This window comes from Streptomyces sp. NPDC052496 (genome assembly GCF_040679095.1).
In the GTDB taxonomy this organism is placed as follows: Bacteria; Actinomycetota; Actinomycetes; order Streptomycetales; family Streptomycetaceae; genus Streptomyces.
The window spans coordinates 195573-216050 of the sequence record NZ_JBFAUH010000003.1 but is presented as its reverse complement, the minus strand read 5'-3'; the positions used below and the strand labels follow the sequence as shown (position 1 = coordinate 216050).

The 20478-nt window shown below is 69.3% G+C and carries 19 protein-coding genes; 10 read left to right on the top strand and 9 right to left on the bottom strand.

The window, feature by feature from the left end; all coding sequences use genetic code 11:
- Positions 1 to 223: 223 nt before the first annotated feature.
- From sigM to trxA, 4 genes are all read left to right on the top strand, one after another.
- Entirely contained in the window at positions 224 to 919 is a 696-nt protein-coding gene (gene sigM, locus AB0L45_RS06385; protein WP_365837049.1) for an RNA polymerase sigma factor SigM, read from the top strand.
- 500 nt (positions 920 to 1419) lie between these two features.
- Positions 1420 to 1851 (top strand): hypothetical protein, encoded by a 432-nt coding sequence (locus AB0L45_RS06380; RefSeq protein WP_365836719.1) that lies wholly within the window; start codon positions 1420 to 1422, stop codon positions 1849 to 1851.
- 117 nt (positions 1852 to 1968) lie between these two features.
- Complete coding sequence (gene trxB / locus AB0L45_RS06375) at positions 1969 to 2943, top strand: thioredoxin-disulfide reductase (protein WP_365836717.1); 975 nt, start codon at positions 1969 to 1971, stop codon at positions 2941 to 2943.
- A 51-nt stretch (positions 2944 to 2994) separates the two neighbouring features.
- Positions 2995 to 3321, top strand: coding sequence for a thioredoxin (trxA, locus tag AB0L45_RS06370; protein WP_365836715.1), 327 nt, complete (start codon positions 2995 to 2997; stop codon positions 3319 to 3321).
- 83 nt (positions 3322 to 3404) lie between these two features.
- Here trxA and AB0L45_RS06365 read toward each other — a convergent pair whose 3' ends face one another.
- The 9 genes from AB0L45_RS06365 to rpmH all read right to left on the bottom strand — a co-directional run bounded on the left by AB0L45_RS06365 (position 3405) and on the right by rpmH (position 10205).
- Complete coding sequence (locus AB0L45_RS06365) at positions 3405 to 4022, bottom strand: GNAT family N-acetyltransferase (protein ID WP_365836713.1); 618 nt, start codon at positions 4020 to 4022, stop codon at positions 3405 to 3407.
- A 306-nt stretch (positions 4023 to 4328) separates the two neighbouring features.
- Positions 4329 to 5429 (bottom strand): ParB/RepB/Spo0J family partition protein, encoded by a 1101-nt coding sequence (locus tag AB0L45_RS06360; RefSeq protein ID WP_365836711.1) that lies wholly within the window; start codon positions 5427 to 5429, stop codon positions 4329 to 4331.
- Positions 5426 to 6502, bottom strand: a complete 1077-nt coding sequence (locus tag AB0L45_RS06355; protein ID WP_365836709.1) for an AAA family ATPase — start codon at positions 6500 to 6502, stop codon at positions 5426 to 5428. The genes AB0L45_RS06360 and AB0L45_RS06355 overlap by 4 nt, the downstream gene beginning before the upstream one ends.
- Positions 6503 to 6755: 253 nt before the next feature.
- Entirely contained in the window at positions 6756 to 7481 is a 726-nt protein-coding gene (rsmG, locus tag AB0L45_RS06350; protein ID WP_365836707.1) for a 16S rRNA (guanine(527)-N(7))-methyltransferase RsmG, read from the bottom strand.
- Positions 7482 to 7585: 104 nt separating this feature from the next.
- Positions 7586 to 8119, bottom strand: coding sequence for a R3H domain-containing nucleic acid-binding protein (locus AB0L45_RS06345; RefSeq protein WP_365836705.1), 534 nt, complete (start codon positions 8117 to 8119; stop codon positions 7586 to 7588).
- Positions 8120 to 8133: 14 nt separating this feature from the next.
- Positions 8134 to 9330: a membrane protein insertase YidC gene (gene yidC / locus AB0L45_RS06340; RefSeq protein ID WP_365836703.1), complete on the bottom strand. Its 1197-nt coding sequence runs from the start codon at positions 9328 to 9330 to the stop codon at positions 8134 to 8136.
- 3 nt (positions 9331 to 9333) lie between these two features.
- Positions 9334 to 9651: a membrane protein insertion efficiency factor YidD gene (yidD, locus tag AB0L45_RS06335; RefSeq protein WP_073765378.1), complete on the bottom strand. Its 318-nt coding sequence runs from the start codon at positions 9649 to 9651 to the stop codon at positions 9334 to 9336.
- Positions 9648 to 10046: a ribonuclease P protein component gene (rnpA, locus tag AB0L45_RS06330; RefSeq protein ID WP_365836701.1), complete on the bottom strand. Its 399-nt coding sequence runs from the start codon at positions 10044 to 10046 to the stop codon at positions 9648 to 9650. The genes yidD and rnpA overlap by 4 nt, the downstream gene beginning before the upstream one ends.
- Positions 10047 to 10067: 21 nt before the next feature.
- Entirely contained in the window at positions 10068 to 10205 is a 138-nt protein-coding gene (gene rpmH, locus AB0L45_RS06325; RefSeq protein ID WP_003949374.1) for a 50S ribosomal protein L34, read from the bottom strand.
- A 358-nt stretch (positions 10206 to 10563) separates the two neighbouring features.
- Between rpmH and dnaA the strand changes: the two genes are divergently transcribed.
- The 6 genes from dnaA (at position 10564) to gyrB (ending at position 20446) form a co-directional block, all read left to right on the top strand.
- Entirely contained in the window at positions 10564 to 12504 is a 1941-nt protein-coding gene (dnaA, locus tag AB0L45_RS06320) for a chromosomal replication initiator protein DnaA (protein ID WP_365836698.1), read from the top strand.
- A 1008-nt stretch (positions 12505 to 13512) separates the two neighbouring features.
- Complete coding sequence (gene dnaN, locus AB0L45_RS06315; RefSeq protein ID WP_365836696.1) at positions 13513 to 14643, top strand: DNA polymerase III subunit beta; 1131 nt, start codon at positions 13513 to 13515, stop codon at positions 14641 to 14643.
- An 822-nt stretch (positions 14644 to 15465) separates the two neighbouring features.
- Entirely contained in the window at positions 15466 to 16347 is an 882-nt protein-coding gene (gene gnd, locus AB0L45_RS06310; RefSeq protein ID WP_365836694.1) for a phosphogluconate dehydrogenase (NAD(+)-dependent, decarboxylating), read from the top strand.
- Between the two features lie 51 nt (positions 16348 to 16398).
- On the top strand, positions 16399 to 17535 hold the full coding sequence (gene recF, locus AB0L45_RS06305) for a DNA replication/repair protein RecF (protein ID WP_365836692.1): 1137 nt from the start codon (positions 16399 to 16401) through the stop codon (positions 17533 to 17535).
- 19 nt (positions 17536 to 17554) lie between these two features.
- Positions 17555 to 18130: a DciA family protein gene (locus AB0L45_RS06300; protein ID WP_365836690.1), complete on the top strand. Its 576-nt coding sequence runs from the start codon at positions 17555 to 17557 to the stop codon at positions 18128 to 18130.
- 261 nt (positions 18131 to 18391) lie between these two features.
- Positions 18392 to 20446 carry a DNA topoisomerase (ATP-hydrolyzing) subunit B gene (gyrB, locus tag AB0L45_RS06295; protein WP_365836688.1) on the top strand — a complete coding sequence of 685 codons (2055 nt, stop codon included), beginning with the start codon at positions 18392 to 18394 and terminating at the stop codon, positions 20444 to 20446.
- The last annotated feature ends 32 nt before the right edge of the window (positions 20447 to 20478 follow it).

Below are 20478 nucleotides of genomic sequence, written 5' to 3'. Positions count from 1 at the left end.
TCCACACCTTGGACGTCCAGGCCTACGCACACTTCGGTCAGCCGCGATGATGCGCTGAACTCCCTTTTTGCGGCAGGGAAGTGACGGAGTCCCGAGCGCCGGCACAGCGGGCCGCACCTGCGGTGTCCGTGCCCGGCTTCGCGTCTGTTCGACGTTTACTTTCGAAGCCCGGCGGGCTTCAATGGAGCCACCTATCCGCTACCCGCCGCGAGCAGGGGGACATGTGGGGCCTGAGACAGGCGGCTCTGACGTGGTGAGCGACGCCGACCTCCTCGCGCGCCACGTGGCCGGCGACCCCGACGCCTTCGGTGAGATAGTGCGGCGTCACCGGGACCGGCTCTGGGCAGTGGCGGTGCGTACGCTCGGAGACCGGGAAGAGGCGGCGGATGCCGTGCAGGATGCGCTGGTCTCGGCTTACCGGGCCGCGCATACGTTCCGTGGTCAGTCGGCCGTCACGACCTGGTTGCACCGCATCACGGTCAACGCCTGCCTGGACCGGGCCCGCAAAGCGGCCTCCCGCCGGACCTCGCCGGTTGCCGAGACGGAGCGGCTGGAACAGCTGCTGGAGCCGCACGAGTCGGCTGCCGTGCCCGCGGAGCGGCAGGACCTGCACCGGGAACTGCTCCGAGCGCTGCGCACGCTGCCCGAAGAACAACGTGCGGCACTGGTCCTCGTTGACATGCAGGGATATCCGGTGGCCGAGGCCGCGGCGATCCTCGATGTCCCCACGGGCACGGTGAAGAGCCGCTGTGCGCGCGGCCGGGGGCGGCTTCTTCCGATGCTCACCCATCTGCGCCCGGGTCACGGGGATAGCAGACCCGTCAGCGGGGGAAGGAACCGGGCGCAGGGGACATCCGTCCCAGAGGCGGCAGGGCCGAAGGACACAGATGCCGTGAAGGGCGGAGGTGGGCGCTCGTGACTTCGACGACCGACACGGACGAGCACCCGGAGGTTTCGGAGATCTCCGCGCTCACGGACGGGCTGCTTTCGCCGTCCCGCAGCGCGGACCTACGCGATCATCTGGCGTGCTGTGAGCTGTGCGAGGACGTCCACGCCTCCCTGGAAGAGATCCGGGGCCTGCTGGGCACGCTCCCCGGGCCCCCGCGTATGCCGGCCGATGTGGCGGAGCGTATCGACGCGGCGTTGGCGGCCGAGGCCTTGCTGGATTCCACGGCTCCCGAGCAGGAGTCCGTCGTTTCACGTGAAACCCCGGCGAGCGAGACCGTGTCTGTTTCACGTGAAACAGACACCACACCTTCCAGCGCCGCTCCCGCGCCTGTCACCCGGCCCGCCGGTCATCCCCGGGCGGCTTCCGGGCCGGGGCGTCGGGCCGTTGGCGGTCGGGCCCGCGGCCGGCGCTGGCCGCGGGCGTTGCTCGGCGCCGCGGCTGCTGCCGCGGTCATCGGTGTCGGCGGCATCATGTTGCAGAACACGTCGAGCGACAGCGGCCAGGTGGGCGCGCAGAAGCAGCACACCGAGGAAGCGACGAAGAGCGCAGGAGCCGCATCCGCGCTGACGTCCGCCACGCTGGAGTCGCGGGTCCACGACCTGCTCGCCTCGTCGCACACCAAGAAGACACCGGACTTCGGCACCCAGAGCTCCCCCGACACCCCGCTGCGCGGCGCGACGGACACCGTTCCGTCCTGTGTGCAGCGCGGCACCGGGCGGCCCGAGGCGCCCCTGGCGGCCACACACAGCACATACGAAGGCCAGGACGCGTACCTCGTGATCCTGCCGCACCCGACCGACGCCGACCGCGTCTCGGCCTACGTCATCTCGGCCTCCTGCGTCACCGCCACACCGCCCGCCCCGGGCAAGGTGCTGCTGACCCACTCGTACCGGCGAGACTGAACCGGCGGTAAGGGCGCCGGGGCACCGCGGGAATGCTTGCCCCTTAGGATCCGTTGGGTGGGGTGAGAGTTCACCGAGAGCCCCAGCAAGCAGTCGGCAGAGACAAGGAAGACACCCGTGAGCGACGTCCGTAACGTGATCATCATCGGCTCCGGGCCCGCGGGCTACACCGCCGCGCTCTACACCGCCCGTGCCTCCCTGAAGCCGCTGGTTTTCGAGGGCGCCGTCACCGCCGGTGGCGCGCTGATGAACACCACCGAGGTGGAGAACTTCCCCGGGTTCCGTGACGGCATCATGGGCCCCGACCTGATGGACAACATGCGCGCCCAGGCCGAGCGCTTCGGCGCCGAGCTGGTTCCGGACGACGTGGTCTCGGTCGACCTGACCGGGGAGATCAAGACCGTCACCGACACCGCCGGCACTGTCCACCGCGCCAAGGCCGTGATCGTCACCACCGGCTCCCAGCACCGCAAGCTGGGCCTGCCCCGTGAGGACGAGCTCTCCGGCCGCGGTGTCTCGTGGTGCGCCACCTGCGACGGGTTCTTCTTCAAGGACCAGGACATCGCCGTGGTCGGCGGCGGCGACACCGCGATGGAGGAGGCCACCTTCCTCTCCCGCTTCGCCAAGTCGGTCACGATCATCCACCGCCGCGACACGCTGCGCGCCAGCAAGGCGATGCAGGAGCGTGCCTTCGCCGACCCGAAGATCAGCTTCGTCTGGGACAGCGAGGTCGCCGAGATCCACGGCGAGAACAAGCTCTCCGGCCTGACGCTGCGCAACCTCAAGAGCGGCGAGACCTCGGAGCTCCCGGTCACCGGCCTGTTCATCGCGATCGGCCACGACCCGCGGACCGAGCTGTTCAAGGGCCAGCTGGAGCTGGACGACGAGGGCTACCTCCAGGTGGCGGCCCCCAGCACGCGTACCAACCTCACGGGTGTCTTCGCCGCCGGCGACGTCGTCGACCACACCTACCGTCAGGCGATCACGGCGGCCGGTACCGGCTGCTCCGCGGCCCTGGACGCCGAGCGGCACCTCGCCGCGCTCTCGGACAGCGAGGACGTGCCCGAGCCGGAGAAGACCGCCTCCGCCTGACGTCGCCTCTGACGCCCCCCGAGACCCACCCCACCCAGTAAGGAGACTGCCATGGCCGGTGCCACGGTGACCGTGACGGACGCCAACTTCGAAGAGGTCGTCCTCAAGAGCGACAAGCCCGTACTCGTGGACTTCTGGGCCACCTGGTGCGGCCCGTGCCGCCAGATCGCCCCGTCGCTGGAGGCCATCGCCGCCGAGCACGACGAGATCGTCATCGCCAAGCTGAACACCGACGAGAACCCGACCACCACCGCCAAGTACGGCGTCATGTCGATTCCGACGATGAACGTCTACCAGGACGGCGAGGTCGTGAAGACCATCGTCGGCGCCAAGCCGAAGGCCGCGCTGGAGCGCGAGCTGGGCGATTTCCTCGCCTGACCGCTCTGTGCGACCCGCGCGAACGGGCCCGTCCCTCCGGGGGCCGGGCCCGTTCGCGTTGTCCGGGACGTCTCAGGCCGTCTCTACAGCGGACGCAGCGCGGGCTCCTTCTGCACCGCTCCCAGGAGACGGTCGAGAGCCAGCTCCACGTCTTCCTTCCACGAGATCGTGGTGCGCAGCTCCAGCCGTAGGCGGGGGAAGCGGGGGTGCGGGCGGACCGTCTTGAAACCGACGGCCAGGAGGTGGTCGGCAGGGAGCACGCACGCGGGCTCTTTCCAGCTGGCGTCGCCGAACGCCTCGACCGCTTTGAAGCCGCGGCGGATGAGGTCCTTGGCCACCGTCTGCACCATCACCCGGCCCAGCCCCTGCCCCTGGTAACCGGGCGACAGCCAGGCGGTGAGGAGCTGTACGGCGTCGGGCGACACCGGGCTCGTGGGGAAGGCCGTGGAGCGCGGGACGTACGCGGGCGGGGCGTACAGCACGAAGCCGACCGGGACGTCGTCGACGTAGACGACGCGTCCGCAGGAGCCCCACTCCAGGAGGACGGCCGAGATCCAGGCCTCCTTCTCCAGCTCCGGCCGGCCCGCTCTTACCGCGGCTTCGCCGCTGACGGGGTCGAGCTCCCAGAAGACGCAGGAGCGGCAGCGCTTGGGGAGATCCGGAAGGTTGTCCAGCGTGAGCGGTACGAGCCGACGGCCCATGAAGACAGGTCCTCACTTCCCTCGCCCGCCGCACCGCGCGATGCCGTCCGTGCGTCCCGCTCGCTGAGCAGGCCGCCGACGAAACCACCGACTGCGCCCAGGCCGAAGCCCGCTGCCAGCAGTCCGGTGCGGCTCACCGTTCGCATGGCTTACTCCTTGTTGTGGGGGTTTCCACGTGGATGTGCGCCATACCCGATCGCATGGTATCCACGGTCCGCGAATGCGGGTACCGCCACACAGCAAAGGGCGGGCCGTGTTCCGCAATCACGGGGAACACGGCCCGCCCTCCGAGCCTTGAGACTCAGCTCAGTCTTCTTCGCCGTTCTCCTCGGTGAGGCTCTTGTCGAGCACCCGGCCCTCGCCGGGAGCCATCGTGCCGAGAATGCGCTCCAAGTCGTCTATCGAGGCGAACTCGACGACGATCTTGCCCTTCTTCTGCCCGAGGTCGACCTTCACCCGGGTCTCGAAGCGGTCCGACAGCCGGGAGGCGAGGCCCGACAGGGCGGGGGAGACCCGGGTGCCGGCCCGCGGCTTCTTCGCCTTGGTGGCGCCGGCGGGCTCGGAGCCCATCAGCCGCACGATCTCCTCGACCGAACGGACCGACAGCCCCTCGGCGACGATGCGGCGCGCCAGCCGGTCCTGTTCCTCGGAGTCGTCCACGGCCAGCAGCGCTCGGGCGTGGCCGGCGGAGAGCACTCCGGACGCGACCCTGAGCTGCACGGAGGTCGAGAGCTTCAGCAGCCGCAGGGTGTTGGAGACCTGCGAGCGCGACCGGCCGATACGGTCGGCCAGCTCGTCGTGGGTGCACTTGAAGTCACGCAGCAACTGGTCGTACGCCGCGGCCTCCTCCAGCGGGTTCAGCTGAGCCCGGTGGAGGTTCTCCAGCAGCGCGTCCAGCAGCAGCTTTTCGTCGTCGGTCGCGCGGACGATCGCCGGGATCCGTTCCAGCCCGGCCTCGCGGCAGGCCCGCCAACGGCGCTCGCCCATGATGAGCTCGTACCGCTGCGGACCGGTCTGCCGGACGACCACCGGCTGCAGCAGCCCGACCTCCTGGATGGAGGTGACCAGCTCGGCGAGGGCGTCCTCGTCGAAGACCTCACGCGGCTGCCGCGGGTTGGGCGTGATCGCGTCGAGCGGCAGCTCGGCGAAGTGCGCCCCGGCGACCTCTTCCGTCACATCTGCCACTGCTTCGGTCTCCTGCGGCTCACCCGTTTCACGTGAAACGGCTTTGGCCGCGATCGAGGTGACCTTGGCCGCCGCCACACCGCGGTCCGGTGGCAGGGTGGGCACCGCGGTCGGCGATGTCGTTCCCCGGCCCACCGCGGGAGCGGCGTTGTCCGCTGCCTGCGGTGCCGCGGGGATCAGCGCACCGAGCCCACGGCCCAGTCCTCTACGTCGTTCGCTCACTGATTCCCCTCCGACATGCTGTGCTGTGGTTCGTAGTTCACGGTGAGCCCCTCGGCGCCGCTCCCGGCTTGGGCGACTCCCCGCAGGGCGATCTCGCGGGCCGCCTCAAGGTAGGAGAGCGAGCCGCTGGATCCCGGGTCGTAGGTGAGGACCGTCTGCCCGTAGCTGGGCGCCTCGGAGATGCGGACCGAACGGGGGATGCTGGTGCGCAGTACCTCGTTGCCGAAGTGGTTGCGCACCTCCTCCGCGACCTGGGAGGCCAGCCGGGTCCGGCCGTCGTACATGGTGAGCAGGATCGTCGACACGTGGAGCTTGGGGTTGAGGTGCCCGCGCACCAGGTCGACGTTCCGCAGCAGCTGGCCGAGCCCTTCCAGGGCGTAGTACTCGCACTGGATGGGGATCAGTACCTCGGCGCCCGCGACCAGGGCATTGACGGTCAGCAGGCCGAGCGAGGGCGGGCAGTCGATGAGGATGTAGTCCAGTGGCTGTTCGTACGCCTTGATGGCCCGGTCCAGCCGGCTCTCCCGCGCCACCAGCGAGACCAGTTCGATCTCGGCGCCGGCCAGGTCGATGGTGGCGGGTGCGCAGAACAGCCCCTCCACGTCGGGCACCGGCACCACGACGTCGGACAGCGGCTTGCTCTCCACGAGCACGTCGTAGATGGAGGGGACTTCGGCATGGTGGTCGATGCCCAGGGCGGTGGAAGCGTTGCCCTGCGGGTCAAGGTCTATGACCAGGACGCGGGCGCCGTGCAGCGCCAGGGAGGCGGCAAGGTTGACCGTCGTGGTGGTCTTGCCGACCCCGCCCTTCTGGTTGGCGACCACCATGACCCGGGTCTCCTCGGGCCGGGGCAGGGCTTCTCCGGTGCGGCCGAGCGTCTGTACCGCCAGCTGAGCTGCACGGCCGATCGGGGTGTCGTCCATGGGGGACGGCGTTTCACGTGAAACGTCATCCCCGAGCGACTCGCTACGGGGACCGGGGACCGGGTCGGTCATCGGGCCCGCGATGTTGGCGTCGGACCGCACGGATTCACTCTCCTCGACATCAGGCTCGCAGTGCTCAGAGCCTGCCATGCTTTCGGTGTCGTGAACCAGTGAGGTCCGATCTCCTGTGGATGAACCCGCTTCTGTGGATACTTCCGTGACCCGTGCGGGGTTCCGGTCGCGCGGCGCGGCAGCCGCGCGACCACGGCTGATGATTCCATGCAGCAGAGAACGACGTTTCACGTGAAACACGATGACAGCGTTCTGTCCGTTTTATACGCGACACTCCGCTTTGCACCGTTTTGTTGCTTTTACTGGGCTACCCGATGGGGAATGCCCCCGCTCAGCGACGCCGTCCCCGCTGCGCCCGGCTGGGCCGGGCCGCCTTCGCACGCTTGGCCGCGAAGCGCACACCACCGGGGCTCTCGCCGACCTCGACGCGGACCACGGTCGACATCGGATCCACGATGCCCTCACCGACCTGGACGACCGAGGTCTCCACGACACCGAGCTTGCTCAGCGCGGCCCGGGCACCCTTCAGCTCCTCCTCGGCGGTGTCCCCCTTGAGCGCCAGCATCTCGCCGTAGGGACGCAGCAGCGGCACACCCCAGCCCGCCAGCCGGTCGAGCGGCGCCACCGCCCGCGCGGTCACCACATGCACCTGCGGAAGCTTGCCCATGACCTCCTCCGCACGGCCGCGCACCACCGTGACGTGGTCCAGCCCGAGCAGCTCGACCACCTCCTGCAGGAAGTTCGTCCGCCGCAGCAGCGGCTCCAGCAGCGTGATCTTGAGGTCCGGACGCACCAGCGCCAGCGGAATGCCCGGCAGCCCCGCTCCCGAACCGACATCGCAGACGGTGACGCCCTCGGGCACCACCTCGGAGAGCACCGCGCAGTTCAGCAGGTGCCGCTCCCACAGCCGCGGCACCTCACGCGGGCCGATCAGACCTCTGCGTACGCCCGCGTCGGCGAGCAGCTCGCCGTAGCGCACGGCCTCCGGGAAACGCTCACCGAACACCTCGCGCGCCACATCCGGCGCCGGTGGGAGCTCCGCTGCTGCGTCCGTCACGGGAACCGCCCTTCCTCTGGACTGTTGTAAGGCTGACAAGATGTGGCCCCGCCTGCGGGACAGACGGGGCCGGTGACATCAAGGCTGGTCGGGTGCTCGGGCCGTCAGGCCGGGAGGACCACCACACAGCGCTGGGGCTCTTCGCCCTCGGACTCACTGCGCAGCCCGGCCGCCGCCACCGCGTCGTGCACGACCTTGCGCTCGAAGGGGGTCATCGCCTTGAGCTTCACCGGCTCGCCGGTGCCCTTGGCCTCCTCCGCCGCCTTGGCGCCCAGCTCCGCGAGCTCCTCGCGCTTCTGCGCGCGGTACCCCGCGATGTCCAGCATCAGGCGGCTGCGGTCACCGGTCTCACGGTGTACCGCCAGGCGGGTCAGCTCCTGGAGCGCCTCCAGCACCTCACCGTCCCGGCCCACCAGCTTCTGCAGGTCACGGCTGGTGGAGTCGCTGATGATCGACACAGCGGCGCGGTCGGCCTCGACGTCCATGTCGATGTCACCGTCGAGGTCGGCGATGTCCAGCAGACCTTCGAGGTAATCGGCCGCGATCTCCCCCTCCTGCTCCAGGCGGGTGAGGGTGTCGGTCCCTTCAGCGGCCGAGGTCCCCCCTGTCGACGACGAGGGGCGGGTCGTGTCCGTCACGGAAGGACTCCTTCTTACTTCTTGGACGGGTGCTTGGGCCGCTGCTGGCCCTTGCGCTGTCCGGACTTGGCGTTACGGGAGCCGGAGGCGGACGAACCGCCCTTCGGCTTGCTGTCCTGCGGTGCCTGCTTCTCCAGGGACTGCTTCTTCGAAGCGTCCGCGTCGGAGGCACCGGAAGCGCTGGAGCCGGCTCCCGCGCGGGTGCGCCGCTGCGCGCCACCGGCGCCGGCGGTCTTGCTGCCGCTGCCGGCCGGCTTGCCGCCGGTGGTGGGCTGCGTCTGACGCTGGGCCTTGCTCTGCCGCTTGGGCTGCTGCCGGTTCTGGCGCGCCTCCTCGACGGCCTTCCTGGCCTCGACCTCGGCCGGGTCCTCCTTGAGCTTGCCCTTGGCCCGCAGCCGCTGCTGGCGCTCCTCGAAAGCCTTGCTGCCCGGGGTCGGGTTCCGGCGGATGACGAACATCTGCTGGCCCATGGTCCACACGTTGGTGGTCAGCCAGTACAGGAGAACGCCGACGGGGAAGCCGGGGAACCCGATACCGAAGACCGCGAACATGATCGGGAAGACGTACATCAGCATCTTCTGCTGCTGCATGAACGGCGTCTTCACCGTGAGGTCGACGTTCTTGGTCATCAGCTGGCGCTGCGTGTAGAACTGCGACGCCGACATCAGGACGATCATGATGACGGTGACCACGCGGACGTTGGTGACCGAGGCGCCCAGGGCTTCGAGCTTTTCCGGGGTGTCCAGGAACTTCGCGGCCAGCGGCGCGCCGAAGATGTGCGCCCGCTGAGCGCTCTCCAGCAGCGACTGGTTGATGACGCCGACCGTCTGGTTGTTCGCGATGTGGCTGAGGACCTGGTACAGCGAGATGAAGAAGGGCGACTGCGCCAGGATCGGCAGGCAGCTGGAGAGCGGGTTGGTGCCCGTCTCCTTGTACAGCTTCATCATCTCTTCGGACTGACGCTGCTTGTCGCTCTTGTAGCGCTCCTGGATCGCCTTCATCTTCGGCTGGAGCGCCTGCATGTTCCGCGTCGACTTGATCTGCTTCACGAAGAGCGGGATCAGGCAGATACGGATCAGCACCACCAGCGAGACGATGGACAGACCCCAGGCCGCGCCACTGTTCTCGTCGAAGATGAGGCTGTAGAACGAGTGGAACTGGACGATGATCCAGGAAACTGCGTAATAGAGAGGACTGAGGATCGTGTCCACGAATCAGGCTCCTTGGGCGGTGGGCTGAGTCTCAGGCTGTGCGGCAGGCTCAGGGACGGTGGATCCGCCCAGGCGGCTCCTCAGCCGCTGATGCCAGACCGGACGCTTCCGGGGTGGTACGTGGTCGACGCCACCTGGCGACCACGGGTTGCAACGCAGGATGCGCCAAGCCGTCAGCGCGGTCCCTTTCACCGCGCCGTGCCGGTCGATGGCCGTATAGCCATAGTGGGAGCACGACGGGTAGTACCGGCAGACCGGGCCCAGCAGTGGGCTGATGGTCCACTGGTACAGCTTGATCAACAGCAGCAGCGGGTACTTCACCGCGGTGCCCTCCCCTGACCTCGGGTGGGGGGATCTCCATCCAGCAGCCGCTGCAGTGCGGTGTCCAGGTCACGGGCCAGCTGGTCGTGACCCGCATCGCCCGCACCGGGCAGCGCCCGTACGACAACCAGGCTACCGGCGGGCAGCCGGTCCAGCCGGTCGCGCACGAGGTGGCGCAGCCGGCGCTTGACCTGGTTGCGGACCACGGCACCGCCGATGGCCTTGCTCACGACGAAACCCGCACGCGCCGGGGGAGGGCTCTCCCCCGCTGCGTGCGGGTCCGTTGCACCGCTGCGTAGATGGACGACGAGGAGCGGGCGCCCGGCCCTGCGTCCCCGGCGTACCGCGGTCGCAAAGTCCTCGCGCCGCCTCAGCCGATGCTCGGTAGGCAGCACGTCATGGACCTAGCTCAGGGCTCAGGCCGACAGGCGGGCGCGACCCTTGCCACGGCGGGACGCGAGAATCGCGCGGCCGGCACGGGTACGCATACGCAGGCGGAAGCCGTGGGTCTTCGCGCGACGACGGTTGTTCGGCTGGAAGGTGCGCTTGCTCACTCGGGGGCTCCAGAGATGCTTGGTGTCTCCGGGGAGACAGGTGTGGGGCGTCGACTGGCTGTCACCGTGCGCCCACGAGTAGCTCGCAACGCCCGAGTGCACCGCTACTACGATCACTAGAGCGCGATCTTTGCCCATCGGAGGCAGGCGGCAGCAGCCATCGACAACTCGACCTGGTTACGGTACGCGCGGCGGCGTCATCCGGTCAAACCGGCCCTCGGCCGGGACACACTATGCACAGCCTGTGGACAACAACTTGAATCACCAGGGTCGCCCTGACTACCGTGGGTCAACTCCGATTCCTTCCCGCCCGTCCTGAGAATCACACATTCGTGGGACCAGTGAGAGAGCGTGCTCTGTGGCCGACGTACCTGCCGATCTTGCCGCAGTGTGGCCACGCGTACTTGATCACCTCCTACGCGCGGAGAGCGACAGTCTCAAGCCGAAGGACCAGGACTGGCTCAAGCGGACCCAGCCGCTGGCACTGGTGGCGGACACCGCCCTGCTGGCCGTACCCAACGAGTTCGCCAAGGGTGTGCTGGAAGGCCGGCTCGCGCCGCTCATCGGCGAGGCGCTGAGCCACGAGTGCGGCCGCCCGATCCGGATCGCGATCACCGTCGACGACTCCGGCGAGGAGCCGCAGCCCCAGCAGCTGCCGTCGTCCCAGTCTTCGGGGCACGCGCAGCAGCAGCGTCACCAGCACCAGCAGCCTCAGCAGCAGTCGGGACAGCAGCACGACGCGTACGGCGGCTACGACAGCCGGCAGAGCGAGGGGTACGACAACCGGCAGGGGTACGGCCACCAGGACGACGACCTGCCCCACGTACGCCCCGCGTATCCGGAGTACCAGCAGCACCAGCAGCCCCGGCACGAGCCCGGCGCCTGGCCGCAGCACTCCGGCATGGGCGGCCAGACCGGGCCGGGCCCGCGCGAGGACTACGGGTGGCAGCAGCAGCGTCTGGGCGGCTTCCCCGAGCGCGACCCCTACGCCACGCCGCCCCCCGCACACGTACAGCAGCACCAGCACTCCCAGCGGCCGCAGAGCGACTACCGCTCGCCGGCTCCCGAGCACACCGGTCCGCCGCAGCACCAGCACTCCGAGGGCCACTCCCCCTACGAGCAGCAGCCGCCGCAGCGCCGCGACCTCGCCGAGCACCAGCCGCCCGGGCACATCCAGAACCCCGGCCCCGGAGGGCTGCCCGCGCCCAGCGGCGCCCCCGGCCCGCTCGCCGCGCAGCCCGCGCCCGCGACCGGCCCCGGCGAGCCGACCGCCCGGCTGAATCCGAAGTACCTGTTCGACACCTTCGTCATCGGTGCCTCGAACCGCTTCGCGCACGCCGCCGCGGTGGCCGTGGCCGAGGCGCCGGCCAAGGCGTACAACCCGCTGTTCATCTACGGGGAGTCCGGCCTCGGCAAGACGCACCTGCTGCACGCCATCGGGCACTACGCACGCAGCCTCTACCCGGGCACCCGGGTGCGCTACGTCAGCTCGGAGGAGTTCACCAACGAGTTCATCAACTCCATCCGCGACGGCAAGGCGGACGCGTTCCGCAAGCGCTACCGCGACATGGACATCCTGCTCGTCGACGACATCCAGTTCCTGGCCAGCAAGGAGTCGACGCAGGAGGAGTTCTTCCACACCTTCAACACGCTGCACAACGCGAACAAGCAGATCGTGCTCTCCTCGGACCGGCCGCCCAAGCAGCTGGTCACCCTGGAGGACCGGCTGCGCAACCGCTTCGAGTGGGGACTGATCACCGACGTCCAGCCGCCGGAGCTGGAGACCCGGATCGCGATCCTGCGCAAGAAGGCCGTGCAGGAGCAGCTGAACGCGCCGCCGGAGGTGCTGGAGTTCATCGCCTCCCGCATCTCGCGCAACATCCGCGAGCTGGAGGGGGCGCTGATCCGGGTCACCGCCTTCGCGTCCCTCAACCGCCAGCCGGTGGACCTGGGCCTGACGGAGATCGTCCTCAAGGACCTGATCCCCGGCGGCGAGGACGCGGCGCCCGAGATCACCGCGACCGCCATCATGGCGGCGACCGCGGACTACTTCGGGCTGACGGTCGACGACCTGTGCGGATCCTCGCGCAGCCGGGTGCTGGTGACGGCGCGCCAGATCGCGATGTACCTGTGCCGGGAGCTGACGGACCTGTCGCTGCCGAAGATCGGCGCGCAGTTCGGCGGCCGCGACCACACGACGGTGATGCACGCCGACCGCAAGATCCGGGCGTTGATGGCCGAGCGGCGCTCCATCTACAACCAGGTGACCGAGCTGACGAACCGCATCAAGAACGGCTGACGCGGCATCGGCCGCGGGCCGGCCGCAGTCTTCGAGGGCGCCCCGGGACAGAACAGCTCCCGGGGCGCCCTTCGCCGTTCCAGGGGCTCCGCGGGGGCTCGACAGCCGTACGGAGGGCCGCCTGCTCAGCCGTACGGACACGTCTCCGCCCCCGTTCCCACCCCGCCCCAGCCCGGCGCCGGCCCGTCCCGACCCCGTCTCGTCCCTGCCCCGACCCCGTCCCGACCTCGTCCCGCCTCGTCCCGACCCTGTGGAAGGTCCCCGCTCTGTTCGATTCCGCGTCAGGTCACGGCCGTGCTCCACAGATTGGCCAAGATTCTTCCGTCCACATGCTGGGGACTGGGAAGTTATCCCTGTGACGTCCACAGGAGGGTCGGCCGGGGAGGCATCGGCCGAGGTCAGCGCGGTGTGGATTTGTGGCTAACCATCATCCACAGGGTGTGGACAGAGGTTTCGTCCACAGGGGGTCGAACGCGTTGTCCACTGCCCGCCCACAGGTGGCCCGCCCTTGTCCCCAACTTCTCCACACCCCTGTCCACTGTTCGGCAAGGCGACACCCGCGCTCACCGGGCCGAGTGAAAGGCGTCACACCAAGGTGCCGGATTGGGCTGTGGGGAACCGGGGTAAAGCTGGGGACAGGACTGGGGAGAAGTAGGGCTTCCCTGTGCATCGGGTGTGCATGAAGAGCGCCGGTCCACAGACACGGCTGCTTATCCACGGCTGCCGCCCACAGGCCCGGTGGACAAAAAAACCGTGTTGACCTGCGCAGATCCAGTTGTCCACGGTTTCCACAGGCCCTACTACTACGACCACAGATAGCTACCGGGGAACTCGTTTCGAATCGGGTGCTGTGCACAACTTGGGGATCGGTCGTCCGACGCCTCTCGACCCGACTTGACCCCGAGCCGCAACGGCTGTCGGTGACGTACGTCAGACTGGTCTCCGGCGACCCAGCCGACGAAGAAGGCCAGCAGGGCGTAAGCCAGCAACAGCAGGAGGCGGTTTCCGGTGAAGATCCGGGTGGAGCGCGATGTACTCGCGGAGGCAGTGGCCTGGGCGGCCAAGAGCCTCCCGGCCCGTCCGCCGGTGCCCGTCCTCGCGGGCCTGCTGCTGAAGGCGGAGGACGGCAGCCTGAGCCTCTCCGGCTTCGACTACGAGGTCTCGGCGCGCGTCTCCGTGGACGCGGACGTGGAGGAGGAAGGCACCGTCCTGGTCTCCGGCCGCCTGCTGGCCGACATCTGCCGCGCCCTCCCCAACCGCCCGGTGGAGATTTCCACCGACGGTGTACGGGTCACCGTGGTCTGCGGCTCCTCGCGGTTCACCCTCCACACCCTTCCGGTGGAGGAGTACCCGGCGCTGCCGCAGATGCCCACCGCCACCGGGACCGTGCCCGGTGAGGTCTTCGCCGCGGCCGCCGCCCAGGTCGCCATCGCCGCCGGCCGTGACGACACCCTCCCGGTGCTCACCGGCGTACGGATCGAGATCGAGGGCGACACCGTCACCCTGGCCTCCACCGACCGTTACCGCTTCGCGGTGCGTGAGTTCCTGTGGAAGCCGGAGAGCCCGGACGCCTCCGCGGTGGCGCTGGTGCCCGCCAAGACGCTGCTTGACACCGCCAAGTCCCTCAGCAGCGGCGACAGCGTCACGCTGGCGCTGTCCGGCTCGGGCGCCGGCGAGGGCCTGATCGGTTTCGAGGGCGCGGGCCGCCGGACGACCACCCGGCTCCTGGAGGGCGACCTCCCGAAGTACCGCACGCTCTTCCCCACCGAGTTCAACTCGGTCGCCGTGATCGAGACCGCCCCGTTCGTCGAGGCCGTCAAGCGTGTGGCCCTGGTCGCCGAGCGGAACACGCCGGTGCGCCTGAGCTTCGAGCAGGGCGTGCTGATCCTGGAAGCCGGTTCCAGCGAGGACGCACAGGCTGTGGAGCGGGTCGACGCGGACCTGGAGGGCGACGACATCTCGATCGCCTTCAACCCGGGCTTCCTCCTGGAGGGCCTGTCGGCGATCGACTCCCCGGTGGCCCAGCTGTCCTTCACCACCTCGACCAAGCCGGCGCTCCTCAGCGGCCGCCCGGCCAAGGACGCCGAGGCGGACGACGCGTACAAGTACCTGATCATGCCGGTGCGGCTGTCCGGCTGACGTCCGACCGGTACCGGGAGGCGGGCCGGTCGGCGGCCACCCGTCGTACGGCCGTCCGCCGACGGACGTCACCCGGGCCCGGGAGTTTTCACTCCGCCCCTGATACACGAACGCCGAGTACGTGCATCAGGGGCGGATCCCTTTTCTGGGGCGGCGCGGGGAATAGTTTTACGAGCGGTACCGAAAGTCCGGCCGAGTTTCTGTACGCGCCCGACCGAGGCGGAATGCAGCAATGCGTTTCCCCGTGCCGACACGGAATGCGGGGAAATCGCATTCCGGCCGCCTGTGGAAACAAGTGACAGCCGGAGGCGCGTACGTCCACAACACCGCCGGACGCCGTACCCGGGCCCTCCCCGCGTGCGGCCCCATCGCCAGAAGTCATCCACAGCCGGTGGATGAAGCTGGCGCGGCACCGCCCAGCCGCTGGTCACCGGGCCGCCGATGCCCCGATCCAGCGCAACCTGTGGAAATCCCGGCCGCCTGCCGCGCCCTACGACGTCGACCGGGCCGCCGAGGAATGGAGCCAGTCCGGACCGCCTCGGAGGGCCCCATTTCCGTACGAAGCCGTACACACGGCTCGCCCCGTTCCACGGCCCGAAACGGGCGACGGTTCGGCAGCGGGCCTTTCAGGAGCCCCGCTCGGACCGAATTCACCACGTCCGCCAGGAGTTCCCCAGGCCGAAAGCCGAAAGGCCCGTCGGCCACACCCGTCGGGCCCCTGGTTGTCCACAGGTGTGGGGCCCGCTCCGCCGCGTCGTGGCTTCGCGCGTAAACTCGACGCGTAGGGCGGGGATGTGCCGTAACGCAACGTAAGGGGTACTGATGGAGCTCGGTCTCGTCGGTCTCGGCAAGATGGGCGGCAACATGCGCGAGCGCATCCGCCGCGCAGGCCACACCGTCATCGGATACGACCGCAACCCGGACCTGGCTGACGTGAACAGCCTCAAGGAACTGGTGGACGGGCTCAAGGGGCCGCGCGTGGTGTGGGTCATGGTGCCCGCCGGCGAAGCGACCCAGGCGACCATCGACGAGCTGGGCGAACTGCTGTCCCCCGGCGACGTCGTGGTGGACGGCGGGAACTCCCGCTGGACCGACGACGAGAAGCACTCCGAGGAGCTGCGCGCCAAGGGCATCGGCTTCGTCGACTGCGGTGTCTCGGGCGGTGTCTGGGGCCTGGAGAACGGCTACGCGCTGATGTACGGCGGCTCCACCGAGGACGTCGCCAAGGTCCAGCCGATCTTCGACGCGCTCAAGCCGGAGGGCGACTTCGGTTCGGTGCACGCCGGCAAGGTCGGCGCGGGCCACTTCGCCAAGATGGTCCACAACGGCATCGAGTACGCCATGATGCAGGCCTACGCCGAGGGCTGGGAGCTGCTGGAGGCGGTCGACTCGGTCACCGATGTGCGTGAGGTCTTCCGTTCCTGGCAGGAGGGCACGGTCATCCGTTCCTGGCTGCTGGACCTGGCGGTCAACGCGCTGGACGACGACGAGCACCTGGAGAAGCTGCGGGGCTACGCCGCCGACTCCGGCGAGGGCCGCTGGACGGTCGAGGCCGCGATCGACAACGCCGTACCGCTGCCCGCGATCACGGCGTCGCTCTTCGCGCGCTTCGCCTCGCGTCAGGACGACTCGCCGCAGATGAAGATGATCGCGGCGCTGCGGAACCAGTTCGGCGGCCACGCCGTCGAGAACGCGAAGAAGTAAGAAGAAGCAGCCAGCAAGCAGTCCGGTAGCCGGGGGAGGTCGGCGCGCCACATGCACGTATCGCATCTCTCGCTCGCCGACTTCCGCTCGTACGCCCGGGTCGAGGTCCCGCTCGACCCGGGCGTCACGGCTTTCGTGGGGCCCAACGGGCAGGGCAAGACCAACCTCGTCGAGGCGGTCGGCTACCTGGCCACCTTGGGCAGCCACCGGGTCTCCTCGGACGCCCCGCTGGTGCGGATGGGCGCCGAGCGCGCCATCGTGCGGGCCGCGGTCGTCCAGGGCGAGCGGCAGCAGCTGGTGGAGCTGGAGCTGAACCCGGGCAAGGCCAACCGGGCCCGTATCAACAGGTCGTCGCAGGTCAGACCGCGTGACGTGCTGGGGATCGTACGGACGGTGCTGTTCGCGCCGGAGGATCTGGCGCTGGTCAAGGGCGATCCGGGGGAGCGCCGCCGCTTCCTGGACGAGCTGATCACGGCGCGTGCGCCGCGGATGGCGGGCGTGCGCTCGGACTACGACCGGGTGCTCAAGCAGCGCAACACGCTGCTGAAGAGCGCGGCGCTGGCCCGGCGGCACGGCGGGCGGCAGATGGACCTGTCGACCCTCGATGTGTGGGACCAGCATCTGGCCCGGGTCGGCGCGGAGCTGCTCGCCCAGCGCCTGGACCTGATCGCCACGCTCCAGCCCCTGGCCGACAAGGCCTACGAGCAGCTGGCGCCGGGCGGCGGGCCGCTGGCGATGGAGTACCGCGGCTCGGCCGGTGACGCGCTGCACGGTGTCTCGTCGCGTGAGGAGCTGTACGGGCTGCTGATCGAGGCGCTCGGCGCGGCCCGTAAGAACGAGATCGAGCGCGGGGTGACGCTGGTCGGTCCGCACCGCGACGACCTGCTGCTCAAGCTGGGGCAGCTGCCCGCCAAGGGGTACGCGAGCCACGGTGAGTCCTGGTCGTACGCGCTCGCGCTGCGGCTGGCCTCGTACGACCTGCTGCGTGGCGAGGGCAACGAGCCGGTGCTGGTGCTCGACGACGTGTTCGCGGAGCTGGACAGCCGGCGGCGGGAGCGGCTGGCGGAGCTGGTGGCGCCCGGTGAGCAGGTGCTGGTGACCGCGGCGGTGGACGACGATGTGCCCGGCGTGCTGTCGGGGGCCAGGTTCGCGGTGTCCGAGGGCGTCGCGGAGAAGGTCTCCTCGTGAGCGGGCGTCGGAGCCGGTGATGAGCGGCGAGCGACGGGAGCCGTCCTCCGAGGAGCCCTCGGAGCAGCCGCCCGGTGCCGACCAGCCCAAGCCCCCGGAGCTGTCCGGGATCGACCTGGCCCGGCAGGCGCTGGTCGCCGCCAAGGAGCAGGCGAAGGCGCGGGGCGCCGCCGCGCAGCAGAAGAAGCAGGCGCGCCGCGGGGGCCTGCGCTCCGGCGCGCGTGCGGACGGGCGCGATCCGCTGCCGCTGGGTGCGGCGATCAACCGGCTGATCACCGAGCGCGGCTGGGAGACCCCGGCGGCGGTGGGCGGTGTCATGGGGCGCTGGCCGCAGCTGGTGGGGCCGGAGGTGGCGCAGCACTGCGAGCCGCAGAAGTACGACGAGGAAGCGCGCGTGCTGACGGTGCAGTGCGACTCGACGGTGTGGGCGACGCAGCTGCGGCTGCTGGCGCCGCAGCTCGTCGCGCGGCTGAACCAGGACCTGGGGCAGGGCACCGTAAAGCTGATCAAGGTGCTGGGTCCGGGCGGTCCGGCGCGGCGGTACGGGCCGCTGCGGGCGCCCGGCAGCAAGGGGCCCGGGGACACGTACGGCTGAGGTGGACGCGTGGTGCGGGTGAGACTCCGCTCACCGTAGCCGGAGGTTGACAGCCCGAAGCGCTGAACGCCCTCTAGAGCGTCCTGGGGCCCCGTCGCAGATATGGGGAGTCGGCCAACGGCACTTCAGGGCGGCACATGACGACTCAGGCGCCCGCAAACCCCCATTAGTGTCGGCGCTACCGGTAGACTGGTAGCAATCCCGCCCACTCGCGGAACATGTCGAACGACGCAGCCGCCCTGCTTCTGATGGAGGCGGCTCGTGCTGTGCCAGAAAGGGCGCTTCGTGGCCGACTCCGGCGACCTCAACGAGAACAACACGGCTTCTACTGAAGAGGGGGTTCCTGCCGGCGCCAGTGGCGACTCTCCGGAAGAGAAGTCGTACGACGCCAGCGCGATCACCGTCCTTGAGGGCCTGGACGCGGTCCGTAAGCGCCCTGGTATGTACATCGGCTCCACCGGGGAGCGTGGTCTGCACCACCTCGTGTACGAGGTCGTCGACAACTCCGTCGACGAGGCACTGGCCGGGCACGCGGACACCATCGACGTGACGATCCTGCCGGACGGCGGCGTGCGCGTCGTCGACAACGGCCGTGGCATCCCGGTGGACATCGTGCCCTCGGAGAAGAAGCCGGCCGTCGAGGTCGTGCTGACGGTGCTGCACGCGGGCGGCAAGTTCGGCGGCGGCGGTTACGCGGTCTCCGGTGGTCTGCACGGTGTCGGTGTCTCCGTCGTCAACGCGCTCTCGCAGAAGGTGTCGGTCGAGGTCAAGCGGGACGGCTACCGCTGGACGCAGGACTACAAGCTCGGTGTGCCGACGGCGCCGCTGGCCCGTGACGAGGCCACCGACGAGACCGGTACGACGGTCACGTTCTGGGCCGACGGCGACATCTTCGAGACGACCGAGTACAGCTTCGAGACGCTCTCGCGCCGCTTCCAGGAGATGGCGTTCCTCAACAAGGGCCTGACGATCGCCCTCACCGACGAGCGCGCGGCCCATGTGGACGAGGAGGGCAAGCCGCTCACGGTCAAGTACCACTACGAGGGCGGCATCGTCGACTTCGTGAAGTACCTGAACTCGCGCAAGGGCGAGGTCGTGCACCCCACGGTGATCGACATCGACGCCGAGGACAAGGAGCGGATGCTCTCGGTCGAGGTGGCGATGCAGTGGAACACCCAGTACACCGAGGGTGTCTACAGCTTCGCCAACACCATCCACACGCACGAGGGCGGTACGCACGAAGAGGGCTTCCGCTCGGCGCTGACGGGCCTGATCAACCGTTACGCCCGGGACAAGAAGCTGCTGCGCGAGAAGGACGACAACCTCACGGGTGAGGACATCCGCGAGGGTCTGACGGCGATCATCTCGGTCAAGCTCGGTGAGCCGCAGTTCGAGGGCCAGACCAAGACCAAGCTGGGCAACACCGAGGCCAAGACCTTCGTGCAGAAGGTGGTCCACGAGCACCTGACGGACTGGCTGGACCGCAACCCGAACGAGGCCGCGGACATCATCCGCAAGGGCATCCAGGCCGCGACCGCGCGGGTGGCGGCCCGTAAGGCCCGCGACCTGACCCGCCGCAAGGGCCTGCTGGAGACGGCGTCGCTGCCCGGCAAGCTGTCGGACTGCCAGTCCAACGACCCCACCAAGTGCGAGATCTTCATCGTCGAGGGTGACTCCGCCGGCGGCTCGGCCAAGTCCGGCCGTGACCCGCAGTACCAGGCCATCCTGCCGATCCGCGGCAAGATCCTGAACGTGGAGAAGGCGCGGGTCGACAAGATCCTGCAGAACAACGAGGTCCAGGCGCTGATCTCGGCCTTCGGTACCGGTGTCCACGAGGACTTCGACATCGAGAAGCTCCGCTACCACAAGATCATCCTGATGGCGGACGCCGACGTCGACGGCCAGCACATCAACACGCTGCTGCTCACCTTCCTGTTCCGCTTCATGCGGCCGCTGGTGGAAGGCGGGCACGTCTACCTCTCCCGCCCGCCGCTCTACAAGATCAAGTGGGGCCGGGACGACCACGAGTACGCCTACTCCGACCGGGAGCGCAACGCCCTGATCGAGCTCGGCAAGCAGAACGGCAAGCGGATCAAGGACGACTCCGTCCAGCGCTTCAAGGGTCTGGGCGAGATGAACGCCGAGGAGCTGCGGGTGACGACGATGGACGTCGACAGCCGGGTGCTCGGCCAGGTCTCGCTGGACGACGCGGCGCGCGCCGACGACCTGTTCTCGGTGCTGATGGGTGAGGACGTCGAGGCCCGGCGCTCCTTCATCCAGCGCAACGCCAAGGACGTCCGCTTCCTCGACATCTGAGCCCTGTCGGCCCTCCCCCGCCCGACGGCGGG